The organism is Mesorhizobium sp. M4B.F.Ca.ET.214.01.1.1 (assembly GCF_004791545.1).
Classification (GTDB): Bacteria; Pseudomonadota; Alphaproteobacteria; order Rhizobiales; family Rhizobiaceae; genus Mesorhizobium; species Mesorhizobium abyssinicae.
Genome location: NZ_SRUX01000010.1, coordinates 16,503 through 42,352 on the forward strand (window position 1 = coordinate 16,503; position 25,850 = coordinate 42,352).

The 25,850-nt window shown below is 64.4% G+C and carries 29 protein-coding genes; 14 read left to right on the forward strand and 15 right to left on the reverse strand.

What is annotated here, in order from left to right; all coding sequences use genetic code 11:
• Positions 1-94 precede the first annotated feature (94 nt).
• Together EN857_RS19970 and EN857_RS19975 are read left to right on the forward strand one after the other, a co-directional pair.
• Entirely contained in the window at positions 95-490 is a 396-nt protein-coding gene (locus tag EN857_RS19970; protein ID WP_126058720.1) for an acyl-CoA thioesterase, read from the forward strand.
• 151 nt (positions 491-641) lie between these two features.
• Positions 642-854, forward strand: a complete 213-nt coding sequence (locus EN857_RS19975; protein ID WP_127394202.1) for a hypothetical protein — start codon at positions 642-644, stop codon at positions 852-854.
• A gap of 101 nt (positions 855-955) precedes the next feature.
• Here the strand turns inward: EN857_RS19975 and EN857_RS19980 are convergent, their stop codons facing one another.
• Positions 956-1,324: a helix-turn-helix domain-containing protein gene (locus tag EN857_RS19980; protein WP_187331432.1), complete on the reverse strand. Its 369-nt coding sequence runs from the start codon at positions 1,322-1,324 to the stop codon at positions 956-958.
• A 93-nt stretch (positions 1,325-1,417) separates the two neighbouring features.
• Between EN857_RS19980 and EN857_RS19985 the strand changes: the two genes are divergently transcribed.
• The gene (locus EN857_RS19985; RefSeq protein WP_127394201.1) at positions 1,418-2,023 is read left to right on the forward strand and encodes an NADPH-dependent FMN reductase; all 606 of its coding nucleotides are present in this window, start codon (positions 1,418-1,420) and stop codon (positions 2,021-2,023) included.
• 58 nt (positions 2,024-2,081) lie between these two features.
• Here the strand turns inward: EN857_RS19985 and EN857_RS19990 are convergent, their stop codons facing one another.
• On the reverse strand, positions 2,082-2,471 hold the full coding sequence (locus EN857_RS19990) for a helix-turn-helix domain-containing protein (protein ID WP_127394200.1): 390 nt from the start codon (positions 2,469-2,471) through the stop codon (positions 2,082-2,084).
• A gap of 97 nt (positions 2,472-2,568) precedes the next feature.
• Here EN857_RS19990 and EN857_RS19995 point away from each other — a divergent pair, with 97 nt between their 5' ends.
• Positions 2,569-3,546 carry a zinc-binding dehydrogenase gene (locus EN857_RS19995; RefSeq protein ID WP_127392956.1) on the forward strand — a complete coding sequence of 326 codons (978 nt, stop codon included), beginning with the start codon at positions 2,569-2,571 and terminating at the stop codon, positions 3,544-3,546.
• 82 nt (positions 3,547-3,628) lie between these two features.
• Here the strand turns inward: EN857_RS19995 and EN857_RS20000 are convergent, their stop codons facing one another.
• Together EN857_RS20000 and EN857_RS20005 are read right to left on the reverse strand one after the other, a co-directional pair.
• Entirely contained in the window at positions 3,629-4,864 is a 1,236-nt protein-coding gene (locus EN857_RS20000) for a DUF4034 domain-containing protein (protein ID WP_127392955.1), read from the reverse strand.
• A 359-nt stretch (positions 4,865-5,223) separates the two neighbouring features.
• Entirely contained in the window at positions 5,224-6,525 is a 1,302-nt protein-coding gene (locus EN857_RS20005; RefSeq protein WP_127392954.1) for a glucoamylase family protein, read from the reverse strand.
• A gap of 219 nt (positions 6,526-6,744) precedes the next feature.
• Between EN857_RS20005 and EN857_RS20010 the strand changes: the two genes are divergently transcribed.
• Entirely contained in the window at positions 6,745-7,671 is a 927-nt protein-coding gene (locus tag EN857_RS20010; protein ID WP_127392953.1) for a DMT family transporter, read from the forward strand.
• A 9-nt stretch (positions 7,672-7,680) separates the two neighbouring features.
• Here EN857_RS20010 and EN857_RS20015 read toward each other — a convergent pair whose 3' ends face one another.
• Positions 7,681-8,550, reverse strand: a complete 870-nt coding sequence (locus EN857_RS20015; RefSeq protein ID WP_245493437.1) for an alpha/beta hydrolase — start codon at positions 8,548-8,550, stop codon at positions 7,681-7,683.
• Between the two features lie 154 nt (positions 8,551-8,704).
• On the opposite strand from EN857_RS20015, the gene EN857_RS20020 reads away from it, so the two are divergent.
• Positions 8,705-9,295: a CGNR zinc finger domain-containing protein gene (locus EN857_RS20020; RefSeq protein WP_127392952.1), complete on the forward strand. Its 591-nt coding sequence runs from the start codon at positions 8,705-8,707 to the stop codon at positions 9,293-9,295.
• Positions 9,296-9,297: 2 nt separating this feature from the next.
• On the opposite strand, the gene EN857_RS20025 is transcribed toward EN857_RS20020, so the two are convergent.
• The 5 genes from EN857_RS20025 to EN857_RS20045 all read right to left on the reverse strand — a co-directional run bounded on the left by EN857_RS20025 (position 9,298) and on the right by EN857_RS20045 (position 14,153).
• Complete coding sequence (locus tag EN857_RS20025; protein ID WP_127392951.1) at positions 9,298-10,608, reverse strand: hemolysin family protein; 1,311 nt, start codon at positions 10,606-10,608, stop codon at positions 9,298-9,300.
• Positions 10,609-10,707: 99 nt separating this feature from the next.
• Positions 10,708-11,415, reverse strand: coding sequence for an LssY C-terminal domain-containing protein (locus tag EN857_RS20030; protein ID WP_127286198.1), 708 nt, complete (start codon positions 11,413-11,415; stop codon positions 10,708-10,710).
• 73 nt (positions 11,416-11,488) lie between these two features.
• Positions 11,489-12,355 carry an extensin family protein gene (locus EN857_RS20035; protein ID WP_127393648.1) on the reverse strand — a complete coding sequence of 289 codons (867 nt, stop codon included), beginning with the start codon at positions 12,353-12,355 and terminating at the stop codon, positions 11,489-11,491.
• A 138-nt stretch (positions 12,356-12,493) separates the two neighbouring features.
• Positions 12,494-13,216: an extensin family protein gene (locus EN857_RS35815; RefSeq protein ID WP_245493436.1), complete on the reverse strand. Its 723-nt coding sequence runs from the start codon at positions 13,214-13,216 to the stop codon at positions 12,494-12,496.
• A 511-nt stretch (positions 13,217-13,727) separates the two neighbouring features.
• Positions 13,728-14,153 (reverse strand): DUF3775 domain-containing protein, encoded by a 426-nt coding sequence (locus EN857_RS20045; protein WP_127286494.1) that lies wholly within the window; start codon positions 14,151-14,153, stop codon positions 13,728-13,730.
• A 190-nt stretch (positions 14,154-14,343) separates the two neighbouring features.
• On the opposite strand from EN857_RS20045, the gene EN857_RS20050 reads away from it, so the two are divergent.
• Together EN857_RS20050 and greA are read left to right on the forward strand one after the other, a co-directional pair.
• Entirely contained in the window at positions 14,344-14,877 is a 534-nt protein-coding gene (locus EN857_RS20050; protein ID WP_127393646.1) for a tetratricopeptide repeat protein, read from the forward strand.
• A gap of 284 nt (positions 14,878-15,161) precedes the next feature.
• Entirely contained in the window at positions 15,162-15,635 is a 474-nt protein-coding gene (gene greA / locus EN857_RS20055) for a transcription elongation factor GreA (protein WP_126058735.1), read from the forward strand.
• Between the two features lie 268 nt (positions 15,636-15,903).
• Here the strand turns inward: greA and waaC are convergent, their stop codons facing one another.
• The 3 genes from waaC to rfaD are packed head-to-tail and all read right to left on the reverse strand — an operon-like array spanning position 15,904 to position 18,820.
• A complete protein-coding gene (gene waaC, locus EN857_RS20065; RefSeq protein ID WP_128346680.1) occupies positions 15,904-16,893 on the reverse strand; it encodes a lipopolysaccharide heptosyltransferase I in 990 nt (329 codons plus the stop codon).
• Positions 16,890-17,897: a lipopolysaccharide heptosyltransferase II gene (waaF, locus tag EN857_RS20070; RefSeq protein ID WP_127393084.1), complete on the reverse strand. Its 1,008-nt coding sequence runs from the start codon at positions 17,895-17,897 to the stop codon at positions 16,890-16,892. Before waaF ends, waaC begins: the two co-directional genes overlap by 4 nt.
• Positions 17,870-18,820, reverse strand: a complete 951-nt coding sequence (rfaD, locus tag EN857_RS20075) for an ADP-glyceromanno-heptose 6-epimerase (RefSeq protein WP_127393085.1) — start codon at positions 18,818-18,820, stop codon at positions 17,870-17,872. Before rfaD ends, waaF begins: the two co-directional genes overlap by 28 nt.
• A 162-nt stretch (positions 18,821-18,982) precedes the next feature.
• On the opposite strand from rfaD, the gene EN857_RS20080 reads away from it, so the two are divergent.
• The 4 genes from EN857_RS20080 (at position 18,983) to EN857_RS20095 (ending at position 22,461) form a co-directional block, all read left to right on the forward strand.
• Positions 18,983-19,615, forward strand: coding sequence for a LysE family translocator (locus EN857_RS20080; protein ID WP_127393086.1), 633 nt, complete (start codon positions 18,983-18,985; stop codon positions 19,613-19,615).
• Positions 19,616-19,765: 150 nt separating this feature from the next.
• Complete coding sequence (rfaE1, locus tag EN857_RS20085) at positions 19,766-21,250, forward strand: D-glycero-beta-D-manno-heptose-7-phosphate kinase (RefSeq protein ID WP_127393087.1); 1,485 nt, start codon at positions 19,766-19,768, stop codon at positions 21,248-21,250.
• Between the two features lie 7 nt (positions 21,251-21,257).
• Positions 21,258-21,830 carry an SIS domain-containing protein gene (locus EN857_RS20090; RefSeq protein ID WP_127393088.1) on the forward strand — a complete coding sequence of 191 codons (573 nt, stop codon included), beginning with the start codon at positions 21,258-21,260 and terminating at the stop codon, positions 21,828-21,830.
• On the forward strand, positions 21,823-22,461 hold the full coding sequence (locus EN857_RS20095) for an HAD family hydrolase (protein ID WP_127393089.1): 639 nt from the start codon (positions 21,823-21,825) through the stop codon (positions 22,459-22,461). Before EN857_RS20090 ends, EN857_RS20095 begins: the two co-directional genes overlap by 8 nt.
• A 66-nt stretch (positions 22,462-22,527) precedes the next feature.
• Here the strand turns inward: EN857_RS20095 and EN857_RS20100 are convergent, their stop codons facing one another.
• Positions 22,528-23,004 carry an Lrp/AsnC family transcriptional regulator gene (locus tag EN857_RS20100; RefSeq protein ID WP_127393090.1) on the reverse strand — a complete coding sequence of 159 codons (477 nt, stop codon included), beginning with the start codon at positions 23,002-23,004 and terminating at the stop codon, positions 22,528-22,530.
• Between the two features lie 245 nt (positions 23,005-23,249).
• Between EN857_RS20100 and trxB the strand changes: the two genes are divergently transcribed.
• Both trxB and EN857_RS20110 read left to right on the forward strand, forming a co-directional pair.
• The gene (gene trxB / locus EN857_RS20105) at positions 23,250-24,224 is read left to right on the forward strand and encodes a thioredoxin-disulfide reductase (protein WP_135859025.1); all 975 of its coding nucleotides are present in this window, start codon (positions 23,250-23,252) and stop codon (positions 24,222-24,224) included.
• 74 nt (positions 24,225-24,298) lie between these two features.
• Positions 24,299-25,195 (forward strand): LysR family transcriptional regulator, encoded by an 897-nt coding sequence (locus tag EN857_RS20110; protein WP_127286933.1) that lies wholly within the window; start codon positions 24,299-24,301, stop codon positions 25,193-25,195.
• A gap of 55 nt (positions 25,196-25,250) precedes the next feature.
• On the opposite strand, the gene EN857_RS20115 is transcribed toward EN857_RS20110, so the two are convergent.
• Positions 25,251-25,748 carry an isoprenylcysteine carboxylmethyltransferase family protein gene (locus tag EN857_RS20115; RefSeq protein WP_127311572.1) on the reverse strand — a complete coding sequence of 166 codons (498 nt, stop codon included), beginning with the start codon at positions 25,746-25,748 and terminating at the stop codon, positions 25,251-25,253.
• Between the last annotated feature and the right edge of the window lie 102 nt (positions 25,749-25,850).

Genomic DNA, 25,850 nt, shown 5'->3' on the forward strand with positions numbered 1-25,850 from the left:
CAAGCCAGCCGCGCTTGCGACAGCATCCGCTGCGCGTTGACCTGCCGGCGCGGTGACGCTACGGGATCATGTCATCGATCTCGGGGATTTTGGCATGGTGCACTACGCGGACGGACGGCCGATCGGCGACCTGACACTGAGGACGCTGGCCATGCCTTCGGACGCCAACGCGGCCGGCGATATCTTCGGCGGCTGGGTAATGGCGCAGATGGACCTTGCCTGCGGCATCCGCGCCGCCGAACGCGCCAAGGGCCGCGTGGTGACGGCGGCGGTCAAGGAGATGTCCTTCGCCAAGCCGATGAAGATCGGTGACACGCTCTGCATCTACACCCATGTCGAGCGCGTCGGCCGCACCTCGATGGCGCTCAAGGTCGAGGCCTGGGCGCAGCGCTATCTCTCCGACCTGATGGAGAAGGTCACGCATGCCGATTTCGTCATGGTGGCGCTGGACGGCGAGGGCAAGCCGAAGGCGGTTCCGGCCGAAGGCTGACCCGGCTCCGGCAGGCGAGGGCCCTGCCGGCGGGCTGCGTGAGCTCCTTCACAGTCGTGCGCAAATTTCCGTGACCAAGTCCGCCCGGGCTTGGGGGAAGACAATGCGTCAACGAACGCTGAACGGTGTTCTTGCGGGAGCCGTCCTGGGCTTGTTCGGCCTGCTCGCCGCAACCGCCTATACCGAGATCAGGCAAGCCGATGCCGGGCTGTCTTGCGCTTCGCAAAATAGCGTCATCGGCAAGCCGCCGGGCGCATGCGAAAAATGCCTGGCGACCGGATGCGACGCCGGCCAGAAACCGCAGACGATTGCCGCGAGCAGACGGCCCGCCGGGCTGACTGCGAGACGATTCACCGGAAGCTGAAAACGGGACGGACCCGCCACCGCGGCCGGCCAGAAAACGGGTCGGCACCAAGGTTCATCCTTCGCGGGCCTTGCGCCAAAAATCCTTGCGGCAACAGGCTTTCAACCGTGCAGACCGTCGAATTTCTCGCGCGCGGCCCTGACCCTGGCGGTGTTCCTGCGCGCCCACGCGCCGAGCGCGCTGACCGGCACCAGCAGCTCGTGGCCAAGCTCTGTCAACTCGTAGTCGACGCGCGGCGGGATGGTCGGAAAGACGGTGCGGATGACGAAGCCATCGCGTTCCAGACCGCGCAATGTGGTGGTCAGCATCTTCTGCGAAATGCCGCCGACGGCGGCGCGAAGTTCATTGAAGCGCAGCGGTCCGTCGCCGAGCTTGCCGACCACCAGAACGGTCCATTTGTCGCCGACGCGCTGCAGGATTTCCGACACGGCGCGGCAGTCTTCGGTGATATGCGGGTGCCTCAGTAACAAAAACGTGCCTCCTTGCACTTCGCTTTTGCGGTATCTCATATAGCGCCGGTATCCAAACGATACCACAATTTCCCGCAAGGAGAGCCTCCCAAAATGTCCAAGCCCAAAATCGCCATTGTCGTCGGTTCGACGCGCGCCGCGCGCTTCGCCGACGTGCCGACCGAGTGGATCGCCAAGATCGCCAAGGCGCATGCCGATATCGACGTCGAAGTCGTCGACCTGCGCGACTTCCCGCTGCCGTTCTTCGACGAGGTCGCTTCCTCCGCCTGGGCGCCGTCGCAGAACGAAGTGGCGCAGCGCTGGCAGAAGAAGGTCGCCTCTTTCGACGGCTTCATCTTCACCGCTGCCGAATACAATCACGGCCCGACGGGTGTGCTGAAGAACGCCATCGACTACGCAGCCAACGAGTGGAATAAGAAGCCGGCCGGCTTCGTCGGTTACGGCAGCGTCGGCGGCTCGCGCGCTGTCGAGCAGCTCCGCCTCTACGCCGTCGAGCTGCAGATGGCGCCGGTCAAGTCGGCGGTCCATATCGCTTGGGGCGATTTCCTGGCGGTTCGCCAGGGCGAGAAGAAGCTCGAGGATCTCGAGCATCTGAACCAGGCCGCCGCGGCGCTCGTCAACGACGTCGCCTGGTGGGCGAAGGTGCTCAAGGCGGCCCGCGCCGCCGACGCAATCACCGCGGAAGCCAAGGCGGCCTGAGCCGTCTACCCGAGACTATCCTCCCAAGGGATATGGGGCGGCGCTTGCGCCGCCCTTTTCAATTTGCCGTCTGCGCGGATTGCCTCGGCCTGATGATGCAGTCCGCCACCCGGTCGTGCTCGTCGAGCTCGTCGGCATGGTGCTGCCCCCATTCGCACAGCGCCAGAAGGATGGGTTCGAGGCTGAGGCCAAGGGGCGTCGCGGAGTATTCGACGCGCGACGGGATCTCGGCGAAGACCTTGCGGCGGACAAGGCCGTGCTCCTCCATTTCGCGCAACTGCTGGATTAGCACCTTCTGGGTGATCGAAGGCACCAGTGCCTTCAGCGACGAGAGTCGCCGGGGACCATCGAACAGGTGGTAGAGGATGACCGCCTTCCAGCGACCCGAGATCACTTTCAAGGCACGTTCCGCCGGCAGCATCGGCAGTCTCTTGATCGGGCCGGCCATGGTCACCTCCTGGTGAGCAGCGGACAAATGAGTGTGTAGTCGAGACAGCGCAGATAGTGGCAATGGACGGCCGATGCCATAGCGATCGGAGTTTGCCATGAAAACCGTCCAGTTCAGCCGCTTCGGCGGCCCCGAGGTGCTGGAAGTCGTCGACGTCCCGGTGCCTTCGGCCGGAGCCGGCGAGGTTCTGGTCCGGATCGCAGCCGCCGGCATCAATTTCTTCGAAGTGCTGATGCGAGCGGATCGCTACGCGGTGACGCCGCGCCTGCCGATGTTCCCTGGCGTCGAGGCCGCCGGGGTTGTCGAGGCTGTCGGGGAGGGCGTGGACCAGCTCCTTCTGGGAAGACGCGTCGCGGCGCCATTGTTCGCCTCCGGCCGGCCGTTCGGCGGTTACGCCGAATATGTGGCGATCGACGCCGGTCTGGCCGTTCCTCTGCCGGATGCGCTTTCCTTCGAGGATGCCTGCGCCCTGATGGTTCAGGGGCTGACGGCGTTGCACCTGCTGCGGCAAAGCCCGGTCGCCGACAAACAGGTGCTGATCCCTGCCGCCGCAGGTGGCGTCGGTTCGCTGCTCTTGCAACTGGCAAAGGCGCAGGGTGCCCGCCGGGTGATCGCGCTGGCCGGCGGCGAGGCCAAGCTCGACCTTGTCCGCTCGCTTGGCGCCGATGTGGCGATTGACCATCGCGCTGACAACTGGGTCGCTGAGGTCAGGGACGCGACGGAGAGCGGCGTCGACACGATCTTCGATACGGTCGGCGGCGCGATGACCAAAGAGTTCCTCGATCTCTTGTCACAAGGCGGCGAGCTGGTGTTTGCGGCACTTGGCCGGTTTCAACTCTCGGCCGCCGATCTGGAGGCGATGATCGGCCGAAACCAGTCGCTGAGAGGTTTTGCGCTGCTGCCGCTCATGTCGCCCGAAGAACTGCGGGCGAGCCTGCGCCAGCTTTTCGATTTGGCTGCTGGCGGCCGGTTGCGGGTGGCGATAGGCGGCCGCATCCCGCTGGATCGGGCCAGCGCCGCGCATCGGCTGATCGAGGAGCGCTGCTCGACAGGCAAGGTCTTGCTGATCCCTTGATCGGACTCGACTAAATTATCCACAAACCGATTTTGGAATTGTCTACTCTACGTCCGACGACGCGCTCCGATGCTGACCAATGTTATCGTCCGTACGGTATGACACCGTATCGGAACAGTATGATCGGCCTTTTGTAGTTGCCGGTTTGCGGGTCCGGAATGAGCTTGTAGGCCTGAACTCCTTCGTAAGTTTTCGCCAGGATTTGAGCCTTTGCCACGGCTGCCGCTTCGCTGGGCTGCTCCATTGGACCGACCATCGCTTGCATGATGCCGTCCTTGTCCCTGCCGTAGGCTTCGACGAGGACGAACTCATCCATCTTAGGCGGATTTTGGGGATCAGGCTCGGATGCCCACTCCCGACAGGAGGCAGGCATCTCTCGGTAAAGCCAGGCCTCGGCATCGATTGCGTTGCCAAGCCGCTCCATAAGTTCCTTGGTTGTTGCCTTGTCCTGTGCAAGGCACGCGAGGCGAGCAAAAATGTTGATGTTCCAGTTCGTCGGATAGTCGTGGACTATCGCTCTAAAGCCGGTCCTTACCCGTGACCAGTCCGCGTCGGTGTCATTAAAGATGACGTCGCGGTAGAAATCGTCAGCGGCTCCCCAATAGGCTCGCGCGTAGCTTGCGTCAGTTCCGGACGCCTTGGCCATGCGGTCGATCCAAAATTCCAGGGTCTGTCGCGTGCCGCCCCATTGCGGCAGGTTCGTTCGCACGATTTCCCGGTAAATCGGTATGTAGTCGGGATGTGCATCAAGCGCTTCACTGGCAAGCGCGTCGAAATCGATATCGGAGCTTGGCAGGCCTCTGGCGACCTTCAGTATTGTCGCATACCACTCGGGGTCTGCGGCAGTACCTTGCTTCACCGACTGTAGATAATCCTTGGCCTGCCTGCTGTAGACGAAGAATGCATTCCACTGCTCGGGAGTCACGGTATTGGCATACCCTTCTCCGCGAGCATTCCAGGCCCGATTGTTCATGACGATGGCCTTGGTGATCCGCGCAGCGCGTGACCCTGGGTAGGACTCGATCCATTTGTCGGCCTGCGCTTCCATCTGGTTCAAGGTTCCGTACGAGTAGGTGCCATAAAGGAATTTCGTACTTTCCAGCACCTCGTAGACTATCGCTGCCTTTATGCTCCCGCTCTCCGTTCGTGCATCGTCCCGCTGATAGGCTTCGATCAATTCATCGAGCTGATCGAATTTTCCCGCCAAATAGGCGGTCTTTACGTCGTTCCATATCCGCAAGACTTCCGGAGAGGGAGATGCTTGAACGGGGATTGCCCAGCTCAGAAAAACAAAAATGGCGAACAATACTGTGCGCATGTTGAACTGCCATTCTATCGAACGATGGGGATTGGGCAGTTTCGTCCGATCCGATTAACTTTCCTTGCGCGAAATGCATAAAATCTCTTGCAGGTTTTCCAACCCAAGAATGTCCTGCTGACGTCGACTCTTGAGATATGATTTTTGGTTCCAGAAGGAGCCGACATTCCAACGTTCCTGATTGTCGCCGAACCCCCTCGCGATGCTCTCTCAGTATGCGCTCAACCAGGCTAGCGAAGCGGCCCTCTGATCGAGGAGCGGCGCTCGACAGGCAAGGTCGTGCTGGAGCCTTGAATGCCGCGGCCGATTCTGGACATCGCTTGCAGCTTCAATCCGCTGGCGCCTTATCCTGGCCGCTCCTACAGCCAGCCACCCGAAAATCCGGCGCGTCGCAGGCCCGTGGTAATGGCCGGCACACGGCGCATCAGTCGCCACGGGAAATCCGACCGGTAATTCTCGATCATAAGGGCGATCGGCCCCTGGTTGATGCCGACATGGTCCGGCGATACCCAGCCGCAGGCGCGGCCGTCGGCGGCGGCGATCGTCGGATTGAAGCTCGCGGTGAAGCAGTAAGGGTTGCCCTCGTGCAGGTCGATCTCGTGGAAATGGCGCAGCGCCGGCAGGACGATCTCCGGCGCAAAGGGCAATGAGGTGATCGCCGCCCATGGCGACAAGGTGCCGTCATCGGGGCCGAAGGGCGCGCCGCGCGCCAGATAGCCGAAGAAGCGTCGGTCACCGATCGTCATGTGGAGTTTTTTCAGGCCCGGGCCGTCGCTGGCGGTGATGCCCCAGCAATTCTCGTCATAGCCGACGAAACCCTTCGGATTGCGGATGGCGTAGTCGCGCTGCAGGTAGCTCGCCGCGCGGCTGTTCTCGAAATAGTCGCTGCCGTGCTCGCGCATGAAAGCGTCGCGGATGCCGCGAAAATCGATCCAGACATGCGAGAACTGGTGGACGAAGAGCGGCCCGGCATAGACCAGTTCCCGGCCATAGATCTTCTTCCATTTGTAGGTGGAGAGCCACGCCGCATAGCTCTCGGGCGGCAGCGGGTGGGTCGGCGAGCCGAGGCCCAGCACATAGAGGATCACCGCCTCGTCATAGCCTTGCCAGCGGTAGCGCAGGAAGCCTTTCTCGGGCCGCCAGCCGTGGGTGACGGTGGCGCCGCCGTTCTGCGCCCAGCGCCAGTCGGCACGGCGGTAGAGCGCATCGGCAAGCCGGCGGATTTCCAGTTCGGCCTCGTCGTCGGCGTCAAAATAGGCACCGGCGGCCAGCACGCCGGCAAGCAGAAGCGCCGTGTCGACGGTGGACAGCTCGCATTTCCAGACGCGGCGGCCGGTCCGCATGTCAAGGAAATGATAGTAGAAGCCCTTATAGCCGGTGGCGTCGGGCTCCGGCCCGTGCGGCGCGTTCCAGAAGAAACGAAGCGTGGCGAGCGTCCGTTCGACGGCGGCGTCACGCGTCATGAACCCGCGCTCGACGCCGACGGGATAGGCCGACAGAGCGAGCCCGACGGCGGCGATGCTGGCGGGCGACGCCGGCGTGTTGCGATCGGCGATCAGTCCGTTTGCCGGGTTGGCCTCCTTGAGAAAATAATCGAAGGACAGGCGCTGGGTGGCCGAGAGAAGCTCTTCGTTCAGCGTGTGGTCGCTCGATGCATCCATGGCTGCCGATATAGGGGACCTTCGCCGCGCTTCCCACCTTTTGGGGCCGGTCAATGATAAGCGAGGAAGGCGAAGGCCGATAGCGAGGAGCGCGTCGACATTCAGTCTGAGACGCTCTCTTCGGTCGCAACCCGGCGCTGCAGCTGATCCGGATTGGACCGCAATTTCGGGCGCACTGCCATCTGGCCCTGCCGTTTGCCCTGAGATATCCGCGGCCAGATGAGTGCAGCCGTGAAGACATCCAGCCTGACAGGCGCCGTTTCCCCGATGGTCCCGGTGCTCGTATGCGCGCTCGCGATCTTCCTGCTGTCCGGGATGGATGCGGCGATGAAGACGCTGGTTATCGCCGTGGGCGTCTACAATACGGTGCTGTGGCGCAGCTTTCTCGCGACAGCAGTCGCGGGCGCAGCTTGGTCGGCGGGGTCGCGCTCGCTGCCAACCATTGCGGTGCTGAGGCTGCATGCGCTGCGCGCCGTGGTTGTCGGCATCGTCCTGATATCATTCTTCTGGGGGCTTGGCAGGCTGCCGCTCGCGGAGGCCGTCGGGCTGAGCTTCGTTGCGCCGCTGATCGCTCTCTTCCTCGCCGCGCTGTTGCTGGCCGAGCGGGTCCGGCGCGAGGCAATCTGGGCATCGATGGCCGGCATCGCCGGCGTGGCGATCATCGTGTCCGGCCAGTTCGGGCAGGCAAGCTATTCGCACGATGCGCTGCTTGGCACGGCGGCGGTGCTCGTATCGACGGTGTTCTACGGCTACAATTTGATCCTCGCCCGGCAACAGGCGCAGGTGGCCAAGCCAATCGAGATCATGTTCTTCCAGAGCCTCGCCGTTGCAATCATCCTCGGCCTCGCCGCGCCCTGGCTCGCCATCGCTCTGCCGGCCAGTCTTTGGCTTCTCCTGGCCGGCGTGACCGCGCTGTCGCTTGCCGGCCAATTCCTGATGAGCTGGTCCTACGCCCGCGCCGAAGCGCAATATCTCATTCCAACGGAATACTCGGCCTTCATCTGGGCGATCGCGTTTGGCTGGTTCTTCTTCGACGAGGCAGTCACATGGACGACGCTCGCGGGAGCATGCCTGATCGTCGCCGGCTGCCTGATCGCCGCGCGCGCGAACCCGAAGCTTGCCGAGCCGATCGAGGCAGCCGTTTGACCGTCGCGGTCAGCGCCTTTCGGAATCGCGAAAGACCCCGGTCTCCACCTCGTGCATGAAGTGAGCGATGTGCGCCGCGCATTGGCGATGGTGCGTCTCAAGCAGCATGTGGCCGCTTTCAAAGACATGGATTTCGATGGCGTGGAGGTCGCGATTGTAGGCCATGATCTCATCCACCGCGAAGAAGGCGTCATGGCGGCCCCACAGCACAAGGCAAGCTGGCCGGTGGTTGCGCAAGTAGGCCTGGATGGCGGGGAAGCGCGCGATGTGTGAGCCATAATCTGTGAAGAGTTCGAACTGAATGTCAGTGTTTCCGGGCCTCTCCAGGCGCTCGGTGTCGAGATGCCAACTCTCGGGCGGAAACAAGACCTTCAGACGTTCGGGAAGACCGCCGATATACTGGTTGCGGGTGCCCTCGAAATTCATCCAGTCCGGCAGCTTGGCGCGGTTGTTGTCCGTCGGTTCGGCGAAGAACACCTTGGGTGCGTCCCAATCCGGTCCCAGCCCCTCCTCATGGGCATTGCCGTCCTGGACGATCAGGCCGAGGATACGATCCGGCCGTCGTGTCGCGAGTTGGTAACCGACGGGCGCGCCGAAGTCGGTGATATAAAGAAAGAACCGCTCGAGACCGAGGGCCTCAATGAATGCCTCGATCGTGTTGGCGAGGTTCTCGAACGTGTAGTCATAGGCGTCGGTGGAAGGGGCGGACGAGAAGCCGAAACCGGGCATATCCGGTGCCACCACATAGGCTGTCTCCGCCAGTGGCTCGATGATGTTGCGATAGACATGTGAGGAAGTCGGATATCCGTGCAGCAGCAGGATTGCCCGGACGGTCCGGGTCGCCTGCATGACGGTAGAAGATGTCGAGGCCGTCGGCACGGATGGTTTCGTGGCGTGTCTTGTAAGGATCGCTTCGCATCGTCTTTCTCCCATGGTTCCCGTGCTGCTGGCGACGCTCTGGCCTTGAAACCGCATATCTGTATGATGGCGGTTACATCGTAACTGTGTAATGCGGTTAATGGGATTATGTTCCATGGCGCAGGCCTACACCGAATGGGTGCCGGAGCACTTCATAGGCGGGCATTCCGCCCTGGACCTGTCGAACGCCGTGTTCGACCGGCGCGTGCCGGCGCCCGATAATGAGCTGTTCAAGTCGACCCAGGATGTTGCCAACTGGTTGATGGCTTCAGGGCTTGCCGACCATCACCAGGCGCAGGCCGTTTCCGAGATCGAAGATGGGCGCTTCGTGGAACGGGTACGCGAAGTCCGTGAAGCGTCTTTTCAGATTTTTGAGCCGATCGCCGCGGGCAAACCGTCCGCGACCGAGCCGCTCAGCGTCCTGTTCTCATGCGCGGCGAGCCCGCTAGCCACCGGGTCGGTCGACTTGCACGACACCAGACCGCAGCCGAGCCAGTGGCGGGACCCGGATGCCGTCACGGCGTTCCTTGCTTTGCTGTCGGTCCAAGCCTTCTTCAGCTTGCCGCGGGACAGGCTGCATTCCTGTCCTCGCTGCGGCTGGCTTTTCCTCGATACGTCGCGCGGCGGCAAACGCCGCTGGTGCAGCATGCGCACCTGCGGCAACCGCGAGAAGGTCTCGCGCCATAGGGGGCATAGCGCCGCCTGATGTCAGCGCGCGATCTGGCGGTGACCATCCGGCAGGCGGGTGGCGATCAGCTTGTCGATGCGGCGGCCGTCGAGGTCGACGACCTCGAAGCGCCAGCCCTGCGCGTCGACGCATTCGCCGGTCGCCGGCAAGTGGTGCAGGTGCGACAGCACATAGCCGGCGACGGTCTCGTAGTCGCGGTTCTCGGGCAGGTCGATGCCGAGCACTTCGGCCATCTCGTCGGCCTGCATGTAGCCGGCGAGCAGCCAGGAGCCGTCCTCGCGCTTGACGGCATTCTCCTCCTCGCCCGCGTCGAGGTCGGAGCGGAAGACGCCGGTGATCGCTTCCAGTATGTCGGCGGGCGTGACGATGCCCTCGAAGTGGCCGTACTCGTCATGGACGAGCGCCATCGGCACGTCGGATTCCTTCAACTTCTGCAGCACATCCAGCGCATCGGCCTGATCGTGGACGATGGGCGCGGCGCGCACATGGTGGCGCGGCTCCAGCACCTTGCCGCCGAGGATCGCGGCCAGGACATCGCGTGTCTGGACGACGCCGACCATGGCATCCACATTGCCGTCGCCGGCCGGCAGGCGCGAATGCTGGGTCTCGATCAGCAGCTTCCTGATGGTCGTCTCGTCTGATTGCAGGTTGATCCAGTCGACCTCGGTGCGCGGCGTCATCACCGCGCGCACGGCGCGGTCGCCGAGCCGCATGACGCCGGCGATCATGCGGCGCTCGTCGGATTCGATGGTGCCGTGATGCTCGGCCTCGGCGACCAGCATCTTGATCTCCTCGTCGGTGACCTTCTCCTCGCTCTCGCCGCGCTGGCCGAGCAGCCAGAGGACGGCGCGGCCGGAAATGTCGAGCAGGAAGACGAGCGGCGCCGAGATGGTGGCGAGGACGGTCATCGCGGGCGCCGCCCGGACGGCGACGCGCTCGGGATCGCGCAGCGCGATCTGCTTCGGCACCAGCTCGCCGACAATCAGCGAGGCATAGGTGATGATGGCGACGACGATGCCGACGCCGAGCGGATCGGCAATGTTCTCGCGGATGCCGTTCGAGGCGAGGAAGGCGGCCAAGCGCTCGCCGAGCGTGGCGCCCGAAAAGGCGCCGGAGAGAACGCCGACCAGGGTGATGCCGATCTGCACCGACGACAGGAACTTGCCGGGATTGGAGCCGAGCGCCAGCGCGCGGCCGGCGCCCTTTACGTTGCGGTCGATCATCGCCTTGAGGCGGGCGGGGCGTGACGAGACGATGGCAAGCTCGGACATTGCCAGAAGGCCGTTCACGCAGATGAGGACGGCCACGGTGGCGATTTCAACGTATAGCATGAGGGGTCAATAGCATTGCTGCAGTGCATTCGAAAATAGCAGCGGCTATTGTTTTTCGGGGCGGCGTGCTGGTGCTGGGCAAAGATTGGCGCAAATACGCTAGGGCAGCGTCTTCAACACCCCGACCACCGCCATGCCATCGGTGAAGTACGGATCGCCGCCGCCGTTGCGTCCGGTCTTCGTCGCGCCGATGCCAGCCATTTCGCTGGTCGAGGCAAGCAGGCCAGCCTTGGCGAGGTCGCCGACGAGGAAGTCGCGCTCGGCGTCGATGTCGGGGGCGATGTGATGGGTTATCGCTCCGGTGTCGTGGCTGAGGCCGACGCCACGGTCGAAGCTCGCGGCACCGAGCCAGAGCGGACGACCGTCATCGCCGACCGTGTTGGTCTGCCAGAAGCGGACATGGTGGCGCTGGTCGGCACTGTCGCCGACCGGCTTTTCGAAGGCCAGGTCCTGGGCGCGGCCCTCGAACAGCAGCCTGCTCATCGGCGCATCGGGATAGGGACGCGAAAACAACACGCTTTCGCCGATGTCGATGGCGGTTCTCAGCGAGACGGCGTCGGCCGTGTCCCAGCCGGCGACGGCGAAGGCGTGCACCACCTCCTTTTCGGTGCCGACAAGGCCGACATTGATCGGGTCGCCCGGAATGCCTTGCGGCGTATGCGTCACCATTTCGAAGTGCTGCGTGCGATAGCCGCGCTCGCGCCAGGTCCAGAATTCCGGCGCGGCGACGTAGGCCAGTCCCAGATATCCGGCGCAAAGTGCCGCCAGCCAGGTCGACGCGCGCCGCCGAAGGCTTCGCTTACTCACGAGAGGCCACTCCCAAACGCATGCGTCACCTTATGCGCCGTTGCATGGGTTGGGCAAAGGGAACCGCTCGTCGTCAGCGGCAGGCGCGGTAGCCGTTCCTGCGGTTCTTGATGTCGAAATGGAAATGGTTGCGGTGGTCGTAATTGTAGCCGGGGCCGAGCACCGTGGTGAAATACTGGCAGCCGTCGGCGCGCACATTGTTGAGGAAGCCGCGGGTGCGGAAGGCGAACAGGCCGGGCTTGCGCACGTCGATGTCGTCGCCGTTGTTGAGCTCGATGCTCATGACGTCGAGCGCGTTGCCCTTGCCGTGCTCGGACAGGACGCCTTCGCCGGCGATGTTGCGGCAGGAATAGCTGGACCCCTGGTGGATGGTCCTGACGCCTGAGAAATAACGCCAGCGAGCGGCAGGCACCAGCTCGTTCCTGGTCCAGGTTGCGAAGGTGGCAGCCATGTTGCAGGTCAGCGTCGCGGCGGGCTTCATCTGGACGCTGCCGATGGCCGAAACCCTGACCGGAAAGTCGATGCCGCACTGGCCCTCATGGATCGGCTGGACATCGGTGTAGGCGACGCCGAGGCGCTTCAGCTCGTTGCGGCAGTCGACCTCGCTGGCCGGCATCTGCTCGGTCGGCGACATCGGCTCGTCCATGCGCGGATAGGCGGCGGTCACGTAGGGGTTGGACGGAACGAGGCGCTGCATGCCGGAATACTGTGGCGTTGAATATTGGGGCACTGAATATTGGGGCGCTGAATATTGGGGCGCCTCGGGGACGGCGGCGGTCTGGTTGCCGACATCGACTGCAGGCTGCAGCGAGAACACGTCGCCGGTGTTGCAGGCCGATACGGTCGCGATGGCAAGCAGCGTCACCAGCCTGGCGGCAGCGGAGCGCGCACGATTGTTCTGTCGCGCCATGGCAAGCACGGCGCCAAGTCTTCCGGCCATTGATAGGCGTCCCGTCCCAGAGCTGATCCCGCAGGGGTCATGCTGCCGATGGCATAAGGTTAATCCGCAAGAGTAAAGGAAAGATCAGCGCCCGCATTCACGCCTGGGGCCGAATTGCGGCGGTCACGAATTGCGGGGTCACTGGCAGAAGGTGCCGCCGTGGCGGCGCGGCTCCAGGTCGAGGTGGAAGTGCAGCGAATGGTCGGCATCGCTGCCCGGGCCAAGCACCGTCTTGAACGGTCCGCAGGCGGCCTTGCGCACCGTGCCCAGGAATTGCGCGTCCTGTTCGGGCGGCGCCGGCCCGACCTCGATTTTCCTGCCGTCCGCCAGCGTGAAGCTGGCAATGTCGAGCGCGTTGCCGAAAGCGTGCTCCGACATCTTGCCTCCGTTGTGGCGCGCCCGGCAGACGAAGGCGGAAGCCTGGCCGATCGACTTCAATTTTGTGCCGAACTTGGCCTCGACGGCAGGCTGGATGATTTCGGCGGTGAAGCGTGCCGCCGCCTCGGCCATCGCGCAGTTCAATTCGGCGCCGGGGCTGATAGCCATGGATTTGCCCAGCGTCTTCAGCACGATCGGGTAGGGGATCGAGCAGCCAATCTCGGGTTCCTGCTCGGCCTTGTGTTCCTCGAAGTCGACGCCCATCGATGTCAGCCGACGGCGGCAGGCCAGTTCCTCCTCCGGCATCTGTTGCTCGGGAAGGATCGCCGAACGAGGATCGGGCGGCGGTTTGTTGTCGCCGGATTCAGCCGGTTTTTCAGGTGGCTTCGGCGCGACGGCGGGCGGCTCGACCTCCGGTTCCGCCTTGTCGGGTCTTTGCGTCGGAATCGGCGCCGCGGCCGGCGCTTCAGGTTGAGTTTCCATCTCTGTTGACGGCTCCGGGGCCGAAGGCTCGGGCCGCTGCCGCTCCTCCTGCGGAGACTTGTCCTGATCGATCCGGTCGGATGCGTCGGCGTCCCTTGGTCCTGCAGCCTTCCGCTCTTCCTTCGTGGCGGCATCGGTCTGTTGCGCTTCCGCGGGACGTGGCTCCGGTACCGAAACATCGGCGGGTAAGGTCGGCTGATCCTGCGTTTGGTGCTGCGTCAGCTCTGACGCGATATGCCGCTTGCCCCGCGATCTCACGCGGTGCTTGCTCCTCGGCCTCAGGGGCTGATCGGCCCGCTGCGTCAACGGCTGCTCCAGACGCGGTGTCAGCGGCTGCCTGTGACGATGCCTGGCATCGGCCGGCGTGATCAGCAAAACCGCCGCTGCCAAAGGCAGCGCCAGCCTGAAAAATCCGGAAATGCTCAGCGTTGCCATCGCCCGGAAACGGCGTCGGCATGGCGAAGTTGCCTTCGAAGGCGCATCCGACCGATCACAATCGGTTACCAACGCGTTACGCGCCGATCGCTTCCAGCCCTTCCTCCAGCCAGTCGGCGAGCAGCGGCATGCCGAGCAGATATTTGGCCGTGCGCTTGTTGGCGCGCTCGCGCGCGGCGGCCAGCGCGTCGGCCCATTCGGCGGCGTCATAGTCGCCGCGGCCGACCCAGGCGAGGGCGATCAGCTCGGCCGCTTCGTCGACATTGAGGTCGTCGATCAGCTCGCGCAGCTCCTCCTCGGTCAGGTTTTCCGAGCTCTCCTCGACGAGACCGTCATGATGGTGGCTGTCGCGGGTGTCGCCGTCGAACTCGATTTCGTGCTCGGCGCCGTCGGCATAGTCCTCGTTGACGGCCGCGCTCAGCGCCTTGGCCTTGAGAATGAACAGGCGCACGGTATCGGGACCGATCGAAAGCTCCCATTCCTTTTCGAGGCGCTGCTGCACTGGCCTGCTCCGCATGCTCCATCGGCCGTTTGCCGGATGATAGCGGATTTGTGGCGCGCGTCACGTCATGTTCGGCCTGTTTCAGGCAAAATGCCGGTGGTGCGCAGGTTTTTCACGCGCTCCGCTTTTCCGGGATGAAAGAAGGCAGGCCCGGCGTTAATATCCCATTGTCATTCTCAAGGAGGCTCCGATGCGCAGACGTTTGCTGATCCAGGTCATGGCTGTTGTGGCTTTGCCGCTCTTTGTGGCGCCCGCCTTCACGGCCGGCGAGGGTGGAGGCGGCGGCAGCCCGACCGAGAAGTGCAAGAAGGGCGAGGTCTGGGACAAGAAGAAGCAGAAATGCGTGACGCCGAAGTACGGCATGCTGGACGACGACAACATCTATGAGGCGGGCCACGATCTTGCGATGGCCGGGCGCTATGACGAGGCGATCGCCGTGCTCAGCCTTGCGGCCAACAAGCAGGATCCGCGCATCCTCAACTATCTCGGCTATTCGCATCGCCATTCCGGCCGCATCACCGTCGGCCTCGGCTATTACGAGGAAGCCTTGCGCATCAATCCCGACTACACGTTGGTGCGCGAATATCTCGGCGAGGCGCATCTGCAGATCGGCGACCTTGCGGGCGCCCGCGAACAGCTCAGCGAAATCGAGAAGCGCACCGGCAAGGGCTCGCGCGAATACGGCATGCTGGCCGAGCAGATCGACCATTTCCTGAGAAGCTGATTCGACCTCGACACCCTTTCCAGCCGGCTGCGAGCGATCGTAGCCGGCTTTTTGTTGCCGCGCCGGCAAAGGAATGCTTTGGCGGCGATCGCCCTTGCGAAAGCAGCGGATGATTTTTCAAAACCGGATTTTTTGGCGTGAAAAACGCGCAAACATTGCTATATTCAGGCAAATTGCGGTGAAACGGTTCCGTTAGCCCAAGGCTGCCGGACCGTTTTCTTTTTGTACCCATCGACAAGGGCCATCCCCGAAAAACGGGGGTGGCGGCAGGAAAGGTCAGGCATATGAACAAGGTCCCGATGACAGGCGAGGGGTTCGCGTCATTGAAGGAAGAACTGCGCTGGCGCCAGCAGGAAGAGCGGCCGCGCATCATCGAGGCGATCTCCGAGGCGCGCTCGCATGGCGACCTTTCCGAAAACGCCGAATACCACGCGGCCAAAGAGGCGCAGAGCCACAATGAAGGCCGCGTCAACGAGCTCGAGGACCTGATCGCGCGGGCCGAGGTGATCGACGTCACCAAGCTCAGCGGCGACAAGGTCAAGTTCGGCGCCACCGTGGTGCTGGTCGACGAGGACACCGAGGAGAAGAAGACCTACCAGATCGTCGGCGACCAGGAAGCGGACGTGAAGTCTGGCCGCATCTCGATCTCCTCGCCGATCGCGCGCGCCCTCATCGGCAAGGAAGTCGGCGACGCCATCGAGGTCAACGCGCCCGGGGGCGCCCGGGGGTATGAGATCGTCCAGGTGCAATTCATCTGAGGGAAGTTGAGGGGGCAGGATTTGTCCCTGAATTGCGCTATTCCAATCCAAGGATGGCGCCGCCCCTCATCGCCCTGCCGGGCACTTCTCCCCGTATAGTGACGGGGAGAAGGACGCCGTCACCTGATGATTTCGCCAACCGGAAACGCTGAAAAGTGGCGCTGAATTTCGCGCTTAGCTCCCTTCTCCCCGTTACTATACGGGGAGAAGGTGCCGGCAGGCGGATGAGGGGCGGCGCTGACCTTTCCAATTGAATTGATTGAATAAATCAATCTCTGTCCGCGCCTGCTCGACCAAGCGCCTGCAGCCCGATCAGCCGCTCGGCTTCCGCCGCTGCCTCCGCAGGGGTGACACGGCCGCCGGGCGCGGCCAAAAGCGTCGACGCATACGGCCCGCGCGGGCCGGTGAGGCCGGGTTCGGTGGCCAGGAAGATGGCGACGGTCGGCACGCCGAAGGCGCTGGCGAGGTGGGTGAGGCCGGTGTCGGCGCCGATGACCAGCGCCGAGCGGCCGATGATCGCGGCGATCACCGCCAGCGGCGATTTGGGCACCAGCACCGCCTGCGGCACGGCCCTGGCGATCGCCTCGGCCACTGCCTTTTCAGGCTCGTTCGACCAGGTGACGACAGGCGTCATTTTCCTCTCGAGCAACAGCCCGGCGGTCTCGATCCAGTCCTTAACCGGCCATTTCTTGTCTTCGCGGCTGGTGCCGTGCAGCAGGAACGCGGTGTTGCCGCTGGTGCCGGCCAGGCCATCCGCCGGCGGCACGATGCCGGACTGGAGGCCGGAGAGATCGGGCTGGTAGCCGAGCGCCAGGCCGAACAGCCGCCGCGTCCGTTCGATGGCGTGCAGATCGCGGGGCACGCCGTAGCGGTGGTCGTAGAACAGCGTCGCCGACGGTTCGCGCGCGCTTGCCCGGTCGAAGCCGGCGACCGGCGCCGCCGCCTGCTTTGCCACCACAGCGGACTTCAGTAGTCCCTGCGCATCGATGACGAGGTCGTAGCCGGCAGCGCGCAGGGCGCGGCGCAGTTTTCCCGCTTCATGCCAGGTGTCGCTGTTGAAAAGCCGCTTGCGCCAGCGCCGGATCGCCACCGTGTGGATGGCGCCGATCGCCGGATGCAGGGCGACGATGCCGGCAAAGGCTTCCTCCACGCACCAGCCGAAGGAGACGTCCGGGCGGTGGCGGCGCGCATCCTCGACAGCCGGGAATGTATGGATGACATCACCCATCGAGGATGTCTTGACGATCAGGACCTTCATGCGGCGGCCGGCATTTCCAGCAGCCGGTCCACTGCTGCCGCGACCCGCGCGACATCGAGCGTCTTCAGGCAGTTGAGATGGCCGAGCGGACAGGTCTTCTGGTGGCAGGGCGAGCAGGAGAGGCCGAGCCACACGAGCTCGGCCTGCTCGGCAAGCGGCGGGGTGTTCTCAGGCGAGGTCGAGCCGTAGACGGCGACGATCGGCGTGCCGACAGCGGCGGCGACATGCATCAGCCCGCTGTCGTTCGACACCGCCAGCCGCGCCGCGGCGATGAGGTCGATGGCGTCCTCCAGTCGCGTCTTGCCGGCAAGGTCGACGGCGCCGGGCGCAAGCGCGGCGATCTCCGCCGTCACCTCGGCGTCGTTCCTGGAGCCGAGCAGCGCGACCTTCAGGCCCTTAGCCATCATTCCGCGCGCCAGTTCGGCGTAGCTTTCGCTCGGCCAGCGTTTCGCCGGGCCGAATTCGGCGCCGGGCATCAGCGCCACGTAGTTCTTCGCGGTGAGGCCCGACCGCTCGAGCAGGGCAGACTGGCTGACGGAATCGACGGTGAGCTTCGGAGCCTGGAAGGTGCCGCCGCGGGCAAGGCCGAAATAGGCCCGCGCCGTGCGCCGCTTTACCGCGTCGGGCAGCGGCACGATGTCGGTCAGCAGCCCGTAGCGCATTTCCCGGAGGTTGCCGACGCGGCGCGGAATGCGGGCGAAGAACGGGATCAGCGCCGACTTCCAGCTTCCAGGCAGGACGTAGGCCATGTCGTAGCGGCCGCGCAGCAGCCGGCCGAAGCGCCTGCGGATGCGGAACTCGAGCGCGCCCGGCTTCAGCGGGAAATCGATCTGCTGGCGTATCTCGGGCATGCGCTTGACCAGCGGTGCCGCCCAGGCCGGCGCCAGCACATCGATCGCGGCGTAAGGATATTGCTCCTTCAGCGCCGAGAACAGGCACTGCGCCATGACCATGTCGCCCACCCAACGTGGGCCGATCACGAGGATCGCTGGGCTTTCAGCCATTCGACATAGTCTCTGACACCGGTTTCGACAGTCCGGAATTGGCCATTGAAACCGGCCGCGCGCAAGCGGGACATATCAGCTTGGGTAAAACTCTGGTAGCTGCCCTTGAGGTGGTCGGGGAAGTCGATGAATTCGAGCCTGCCCTTGCCGAGCGTATCGATGACGGTCTCGGCGATGGCGCGAAATGGCTGGGCGCGGCCGGTGCCGCAGTTGAAGATGCCGCTCGAGCCTCGCTTCCATAGCCACAGATTGACGTCGGCGACGTCGCCGACATGGATGAAGTCGCGGCTCTGCTCGCCGGGTCCGAACCCGTCATAGGCGCCGAACAGCTTCGGGTTTTCGCCGCGCTCGACCTGGTTGAACAGATGGAAGGCGACCGAGGCCATGGCGCCCTTGTGCGCCTCGCGCGGTCCGTAGACGTTGAAATAGCGAAGCCCGGCCACCTGCGAATGATCGGTGTCGAAGACGGTGCGGCGGACATAGTCGTCGAACAGCTTCTTGGAATAGGCATAGACGTTGAGCGGGCGCTCGAACTGCTGTTCCTCGCGGAACTCGCTGCCGCCGCCATAGACCGACGCCGAGGAGGCGTAGAGGAAGGGCACGCGCAAGGCCAGGCAGGCATGCAGCAGCCGCTTCGAATAGGCGTAGTTGACCTCCATCATGTATTTGCCGTTCCACTCGGTGGTGGTCGAGCAGGCGCCCTGGTGGAAGACCGCGTCGACGCGGCCGAGTCCGCCACCTTCCAGGCGCGTCAGGAAATCGTCCTTGTCGAGATAGTCGGCGATATCGAGGTCGGCGAGATTGGCGATCTTGTGGCCGTCGGTGAGATCGTCGACGACGAGGATGTCGCTGTGCCCCTCGGCGTTGAGCGCGGCGACGATGTTGGAGCCGATCATACCGGCGCCGCCCGTGACGATGATCATATTTTTGGCCCTGATACTCGTTTCGCTTGCCGATTCCGGCCCTTATAAGGGAGGCGGGTTAGGCTGTCGATAAAGCAGGCGGCTGCGGGCGGATGTCACAGTGAGGCCGCAAAGCTCCGGCTTCAGTCGGTTCGCGCCACCCGCCGGACCGTGAGGGAAGAAATGCCGTCGAGCGAACTGCTTATCGCCTTTTTCGCCACCACGGCGATCTTTGCCTACATTCCCGGCCCGGCCATGCTCTATGCGGCGGCGCAGACGATGGCGCGCGGCCGCTGGTCAGGTCTGACGGCGGCGCTCGGCATCCATCTCGGCGGCTATGTGCATGTGCTTGCGGCGGCAGCGGGCCTGTCGGTGCTGTTCCACGCCGTGCCGCCGCTCTACATGGCGGTCAAGCTCATCGGCGCGCTCTATCTGATCTGGCTCGGCGTCTCGCTGTTCCGCGCCAGGACGCAAGGCGACGCGGCACTGCCCGCCATCGAGCGGAAATCGGCGCGCCGCGCCTTTTTCGAGAGCATCACCGTCGAAGTGCTCAATCCCAAGACGGCGATCTTCTTCATGGCGTTCCTGCCGCAGTTCATCGATGCCTCGGCGGCATTTCCGGTCTGGCTGCAGTTCGTCATCCTTGGAACCGTCGTCAACCTGATGTTCTCCTCGGCCGACATAGCGTGCGTCTTCCTGGCCGGGGCGATGATCGCGCGGCTGCGGCGTTCGAGCCGCGCGCAGCGGCTGATGCAGCGTGCGGGTGGCGCCGTGCTGGTCGGTCTCGGCGTCCATGTCGCCCTGCAGAAGAGCTGATCGGCCAGCCGGCCTTGGCGGCGACCCGTTCCCTGGCCGCCGTTGCGCTGGCTCGAATTGCGGTATATCGGCTTCGCCATGAACGACCGGCCAGCCATTTGAATCCCGAACCATCCTCAACATCGGCCTTTTCCGCGCGTTGCCAGTGACATGATCAATCATCATCTGCCTTCCCCGGAACCCTTGCACCGTGCCATCGCGCGCTTTGGCGGCGTCACCGTGCTGGTGGTCGGAGACTTCATCCTCGACCGTTTCGTCAGCGGCGTCATCGAGCGGATCTCGCCGGAAGCGCCGATCCCGGTGCTGCACGGGCGTGGCGAGATGCTGGCCATGGGCGGTGCCGGCAATGTCGTCTCCAACATCGTCTCGCTGGGCGCCGCCGCAATTCCGGTTTCGGTGATCGGCGCCGACAAGGCGGGCGACGATCTGATGCGGATGCTTGGCGAGCTTGGCGCGGAGACATTCGGCCTGTCGCAGCAGCGCGACCGCATGACCTCGTCGAAGAGCCGCTTCAGCGCGCTCAACCAGCAGGTGCTGCGTTTCGACGAGGAGGAGGTGAAGCCGCTCAACGCCGCCGAGCGATCGACGCTGGTCGAGCATTTCCGCACGGCCCTCGCGCGCGCCGACATCGTCATCCTGTCCGACTACGGCAAGGGCATGCTGCTCGACGGCGTCGCCGGCGAGCTGATCGCGATCTGCCGCGAAACGGGAAAGCCGGTGCTGGTCGACCCGAAGGGCCGCGACTATGGACGCTATGCCGGCGCGACGGCAATCACGCCCAACCGCAAGGAACTCGGCGAGGCCGTGGGACGCGCCGTGTTTGCCGACGACGAGATCGTGGCGGCGGCGCGGGAACTGATCTCGGCGCATGGCTTCGACTTCGTCGTGGCGACCCGCAGCGAAAAGGGCATGAGCGTCGTCGAGCCCGACGATGCGCGCCACATCGCCACGCAGGCGCGGGAAGTGTTCGACGTCTCCGGCGCCGGCGACACCGTCATCGCCACCTTCGCGCTCGCTCTCGCGGCGGGCGCCGACCGTGTGCAGGCCGCTACAATCGCCAATGCCGCCGGCGGCGTGGTGGTGGGCAAGCGCGGCACGGCGCGGCTGACGGTCGAGGAACTGGCCGGCGCGCTGTTCCGCTCGCACGGGCCGGTCGCGCACAAGGATGCCATCCTCGACGCCGTCGCGGCAGCCAGGATGGTGGCGGCCTGGAAGGAAGAGGGGCTGACCGTCGGCTTCACCAATGGCTGCTTCGACATCCTGCATGCCGGCCATGTCAGCCTGCTGCACGCGGCGCGCAGCCAGTGCGACCGGCTGGTGCTCGGCCTCAACAGCGATGCTTCGGTGCGCCGGCTGAAGGGCCCGGGACGTCCGGTCAACGACCAGCACGACCGCGCCTGCGTGCTGGCGGCCCTTGCCTCGGTGGACGCGGTGGTCGTCTTCGAGGAAGACACGCCGCTGGCGCTTATCGAAGCCTTGTTGCCCGACATACTGGTCAAGGGCGCCGACTATACGATCGACAAGGTGGTCGGCGCCGATGTGGTGCAGAAGGCCGGCGGACGCGTGGTGCTGGTCGACCTCGTCGCCGGCAAGAGCACGACCGGCACCATCGGCAGGATGCGCGCTACCAATTGAGGGTTTCATGTCCGTACTGAACGACTATCTGGTCCGCTCGGCGGCCGCGCTTACGGCGACGGTCGAACGCGACCTTACGGCCGAGATGGAACGCGCCGTGAGCACGGTCGTCACCGCGCTGTCGCAAGGCAAGGCGCTGCTGATCTGCGGCAATGGCGGCTCGGCCAGCGATGCCATCCATATCGCCGGCGAGCTGGTCGGCCGCTTCCTCAAGGAGCGCAAGGCCTACAATGTCATCGCGCTGCCAGCCAATGCTGCGGTGCTGACCGCCTGGGGCAACGACTATGGCTTCGACACCGTGTTCTCGCGCCAGGTCGAGGCGCATGGCTCGCAAGGCGCGGTGTTGCTCGCCATCTCGACCAGCGGCAATTCGCCGAGCATCCTGGCCGCCGCCGAACAGGCTCGCATGATGGGCATGACGGTGATCAGCCTGACCGGCGACACCGGCGGCAAGCTCAAGCCGCTCACCGATATCCTGCTCAATGTGCCGTCGACCTCGACGCCGATCATCCAGCAGGGGCATCTCTGCCTCTACCACTATCTGTGCGAGGCGGTCGAAGCGCGTCTCAGCAATGGCTGACCAAGGGAGCGCTGCGACGCATCCCCTCGTGGATCCGGGTCTGTGGATCGAGCGCATCGGCGCCAAGGTCTTCCCGGCCAATACACCGGCGCTGTTTCTCGACCGCGACGGCACCATCAATGTCGATACCGGCTATCCTGACGATCCGGCCGACATCGTGCTGCGCAACGACATCGCGCCGGCCATCGTCGCCGCAAACGGCGCCAACATCCCCGTCGTGGTGGTCACCAACCAGTCCGGCATCGCGCGCGGCTATTTTGGCTGGGATGAGTTCGCTTTGGTCAACGGCCGCGTGCTCGAGCTTTTGGCCGACAGCGGCGCTTGCGTCGACATGGTGCTGGCCTGCGCCTATCACGACGCTGGCGCCGGACCGCTGACGGTCGCTAACCATCCGATGCGCAAGCCCAATCCGGGCATGCTGATCGAGGCGGCGAAACGGCTTGGCCTCGATCTCAAGCGATCGCTGATTGTCGGCGACAAGCCGGCCGATATGGAGGCGGGGCAGCGCGCTGGCCTCGAGCGCGGATGGCTTGTCGATGGCGAGGCCGCGGCGATTGGCCGGCTTTCGGTTTTGCCGCTCCGAGATGCGCGAGACCTGGAGGGCTTGCTCGCCGCAATACGATCGCTCTGATCGTATCGATTCAAAATTGAGCGCCAAGCCTCTGTTTTCCCGCCGGTTTCATCGGCAGCCGGCGCATTAAGGCGGAAACGCCACCAGACCTTCATCCTTGACGCGACGGATGGTGAGCGCAGTGCGCACCGTGTCGACATTCGGCGCCGAGGCCAGTTCCTCGATGACGAAGGTCTGGAAGGTGCCGAGGTCGCTTGCCACGCAGTGCAGCAGGAAGTCGGACTCGCCCGAGACCATCCAGGCGTCGCGCACGATCGGCCAGCCGCGCGTGCGCTCGGCGAAGGTTTTGAGCTCGGCGTCGGCCTGGTGATGCAGGCCGATCAGGCAGAAGGCAACGACGTCCATGCCGAGCGCCGGCGCGTTGAGCAGGGCGCGGTAGCCGCGGATGATGCCGGCTTCCTCCAGCCGTCGGACGCGGCGCAGGCAAGGCGGCGCCGAAATGCCGACCCGGTTGGACAGTTCGACATTGGTCATGCGCCCGTCTTCCTGCAGCTCGCGCAGGATCTTCCAGTCGATGGCGTCGAGATCGGCTTTGAGCGGCATGGTCGGCTTTCGTGCGCGCAAGAATCTTTCGTGATTTTGTAATTAGACTTTCCGATGCATGCCATCCCTCCGTTCGATGATTTTTGAACGGAGGGTGAGAGATATTGGCGGCTATGCCGCAGCAGCTTTCCGGGGACGACTGCCAACCCGCCTTGCTGGCGGCGCGGGCAGCACTTACATTACGGGCGAATTTGGGCGGGATTTCCTTAATCAAGATCCTTGGCTGCCCTCAGCAGAGAGCTTTCATGACCACCAAGCACGCGCCAGTCCTCATCATTGGCTCCGGCCCAGCCGGCTACACGGCGGCGATCTATGCCGCCCGCGCCATGCTGAAACCCATGTTGGTCGCCGGCCTGCAGCAGGGCGGCCAGCTGATGATCACCACCGATGTCGAAAACTATCCGGGCTTTGCCGATCCGATCCAGGGTCCATGGCTGATGGAGCAGATGCTGAAGCAGGCCGAGCATGTCGGCACCGACATCGTCAACGACATCATCACCGAGGTCGACCTCAACGTGCGGCCGTTCCGGGCCAAGGGCGATTCCGGCACCACCTACACCGCCGATGCGCTGATCATCGCCACCGGCGCGCAGGCGAAATGGCTGGGCATTCCCTCCGAGCAGACCTTCATGGGCTTTGGCGTCTCGGCCTGCGCCACCTGCGACGGTTTCTTCTATCGCGGCAAGGATGTCGCGGTGGTCGGCGGCGGCAATTCGGCGGTCGAGGAAGCGCTTTACCTCTCCAACCTCGCCAAGAGCGTCACCGTCATTCACCGGCGCGGCGACTTCCGCGCCGAGCGCATCCTGCGCGAGCGGCTGCTCAAGAAGGAGAATGTGCGCGTCATCTGGGACACTGTCGTCGACGAGATCACCGGCCAGCCCGGCAAGGCGCCGCTGCCGCCTTCGGTGGAAGGGCTGACGCTGCGCAACGTGGCGACCGGCGAGGTGACGCGGCTCAAGGTCGACGGCGTGTTCGTGGCGATCGGCCACGCGCCGGCGGTCGAGCTTTTCGTCGGCAAGCTGAAGCAGAAGCCGAACGGCTATCTGTGGACGGCGCCGGATTCGACCCGCACCGACGTGCCCGGCGTGTTCGCCGCCGGCGACGTCACCGACGACGTCTACCGGCAGGCGGTGACGGCAGCCGGGCTCGGCTGCATGGCCGCGCTCGAGGCGGAAAAATATCTCGCCGGGATCGAGGTGCATCGCGAGGCAGCGGAATAACGAAACGGCTGAGAGAAGCCGTTTAAAAGCCTGATTTTTCATTCAGACGCCAGAAAACGATAAGAGGGGAAATCATGGCGCTGGACTGGGACAAGCTACGCGTGTTTCACGCTGCGGCGGAGGCTGGGTCGTTCACCCACGCCGCCGAGACGCTGCATCTGTCGCAGTCGGCGATCTCGCGGCAGGTCAGCGCGCTGGAGCATGATGTCGGCGTGGCGCTGTTCCATCGCCACGCGCGCGGCCTGGTGCTGACCGAACAGGGCGAGATGCTTTTCCGCACGGCGCATGACGTGCTGATGAAGCTGGAGACGATCAAGTCGCGGCTGGCCGAGGCCAAGGACCGGCCGTCCGGCGTGCTAAGGGTGACGACCACGGTGGGGCTGGGCGCCGGCTGGCTGACCGAACGCGTGCAGGAATTCATCGAGCTCTATCCCGAGATCAGCCTGCAGCTGATCCTCGCCAATGAGGAGCTCGACCTCACCATGCGGCAAGCCGACTGCGCCATCCGGCTGCGCCAGCCGCAGCAGCCGGACCTCATCCAGCGCCGCCTGTTCACCGTGCATTTCCATCTTTACGCGGCGCCCTCCTATATCGCCAAGTTCGGCAAGCCGGCCTCGATCGCCGAGCTCAGGAACCACCGCATCGTCACCTTCGGCGTGCCGGTGCCCTCGCATCTGTCGGAGCTGAACTGGCTTGAGACGGTCGGCGATTTCGAGAACGGGCAAAGAGTGCCGACGCTGCAGATCAACGACATCCTGTCGATCAAGCGCGCGGTGCAGGGCGGCGCCGGCATCGCCATGCTGCCCGACTACGTGATCAACAAGGATTCGGGCCTGATCCAGCTGCTGCCGGAGACGGAAGTGCCGTCCTTCGACACCTATTTCGCTTATCCGGACGCGATGAAGAACCAGGCCAAGCTGCATGTGTTCCGCGATTTCATCATCGCCAAGGCGCGCAGCTGGTCCTTCTAAGGGCGCATCGAAATCTTGCTAAGGCCGGCCTGACCTGAACCTCCGGTTTGTCGGATCACCCTCGCCACGGCGTCAGCCGCGGCAGCCAGCCGGGGACGGCGCGGCGGTAGGCCTCGTATTCGGCGCCGTATCGGCGGGCAAGGGTCGGTTCCTCGTAGAGCCTGACGAACGAGGCCATGGCCGCGCCGACGATGGCGCCGTAGACGACGAGCGCCCAGCTCGAGAACAACAGCGCCTGGCCGAGGATGATCGACAGCACAGCAACGTACATGGGGTTGCGCACATGGCGGTAGATGCCGCCGACGACCAGCCGTTCGGTCGGGGCCACCGGGGCCGGCGTGCCAAGGCCCTCGAGCGCGAAGCGGGCGAAGGCGTGCAGCAGCATGGCTGCCGCTCCCACGACCAGCACCCAGCCGACAGGGGCGAAGCCCGGCACCGTCGACAGCGGCAGCCGGTAGCGGTCCGTCAGCAGAAACGGCGCCAGCCCGGCGACGACGCCGGGCGCCACGACAAGGAACAGAGCGCTGCCGGCGATTGCCGAAAATCTACGCATCAGCCACCCTTGCCGCAAAAATGGACTTGGGCTGCTCGAATCCACATCATTCGGCGGCGTTCGCATTTTCCCAATTGAATCGACCTCGATGCAGACCTCGGC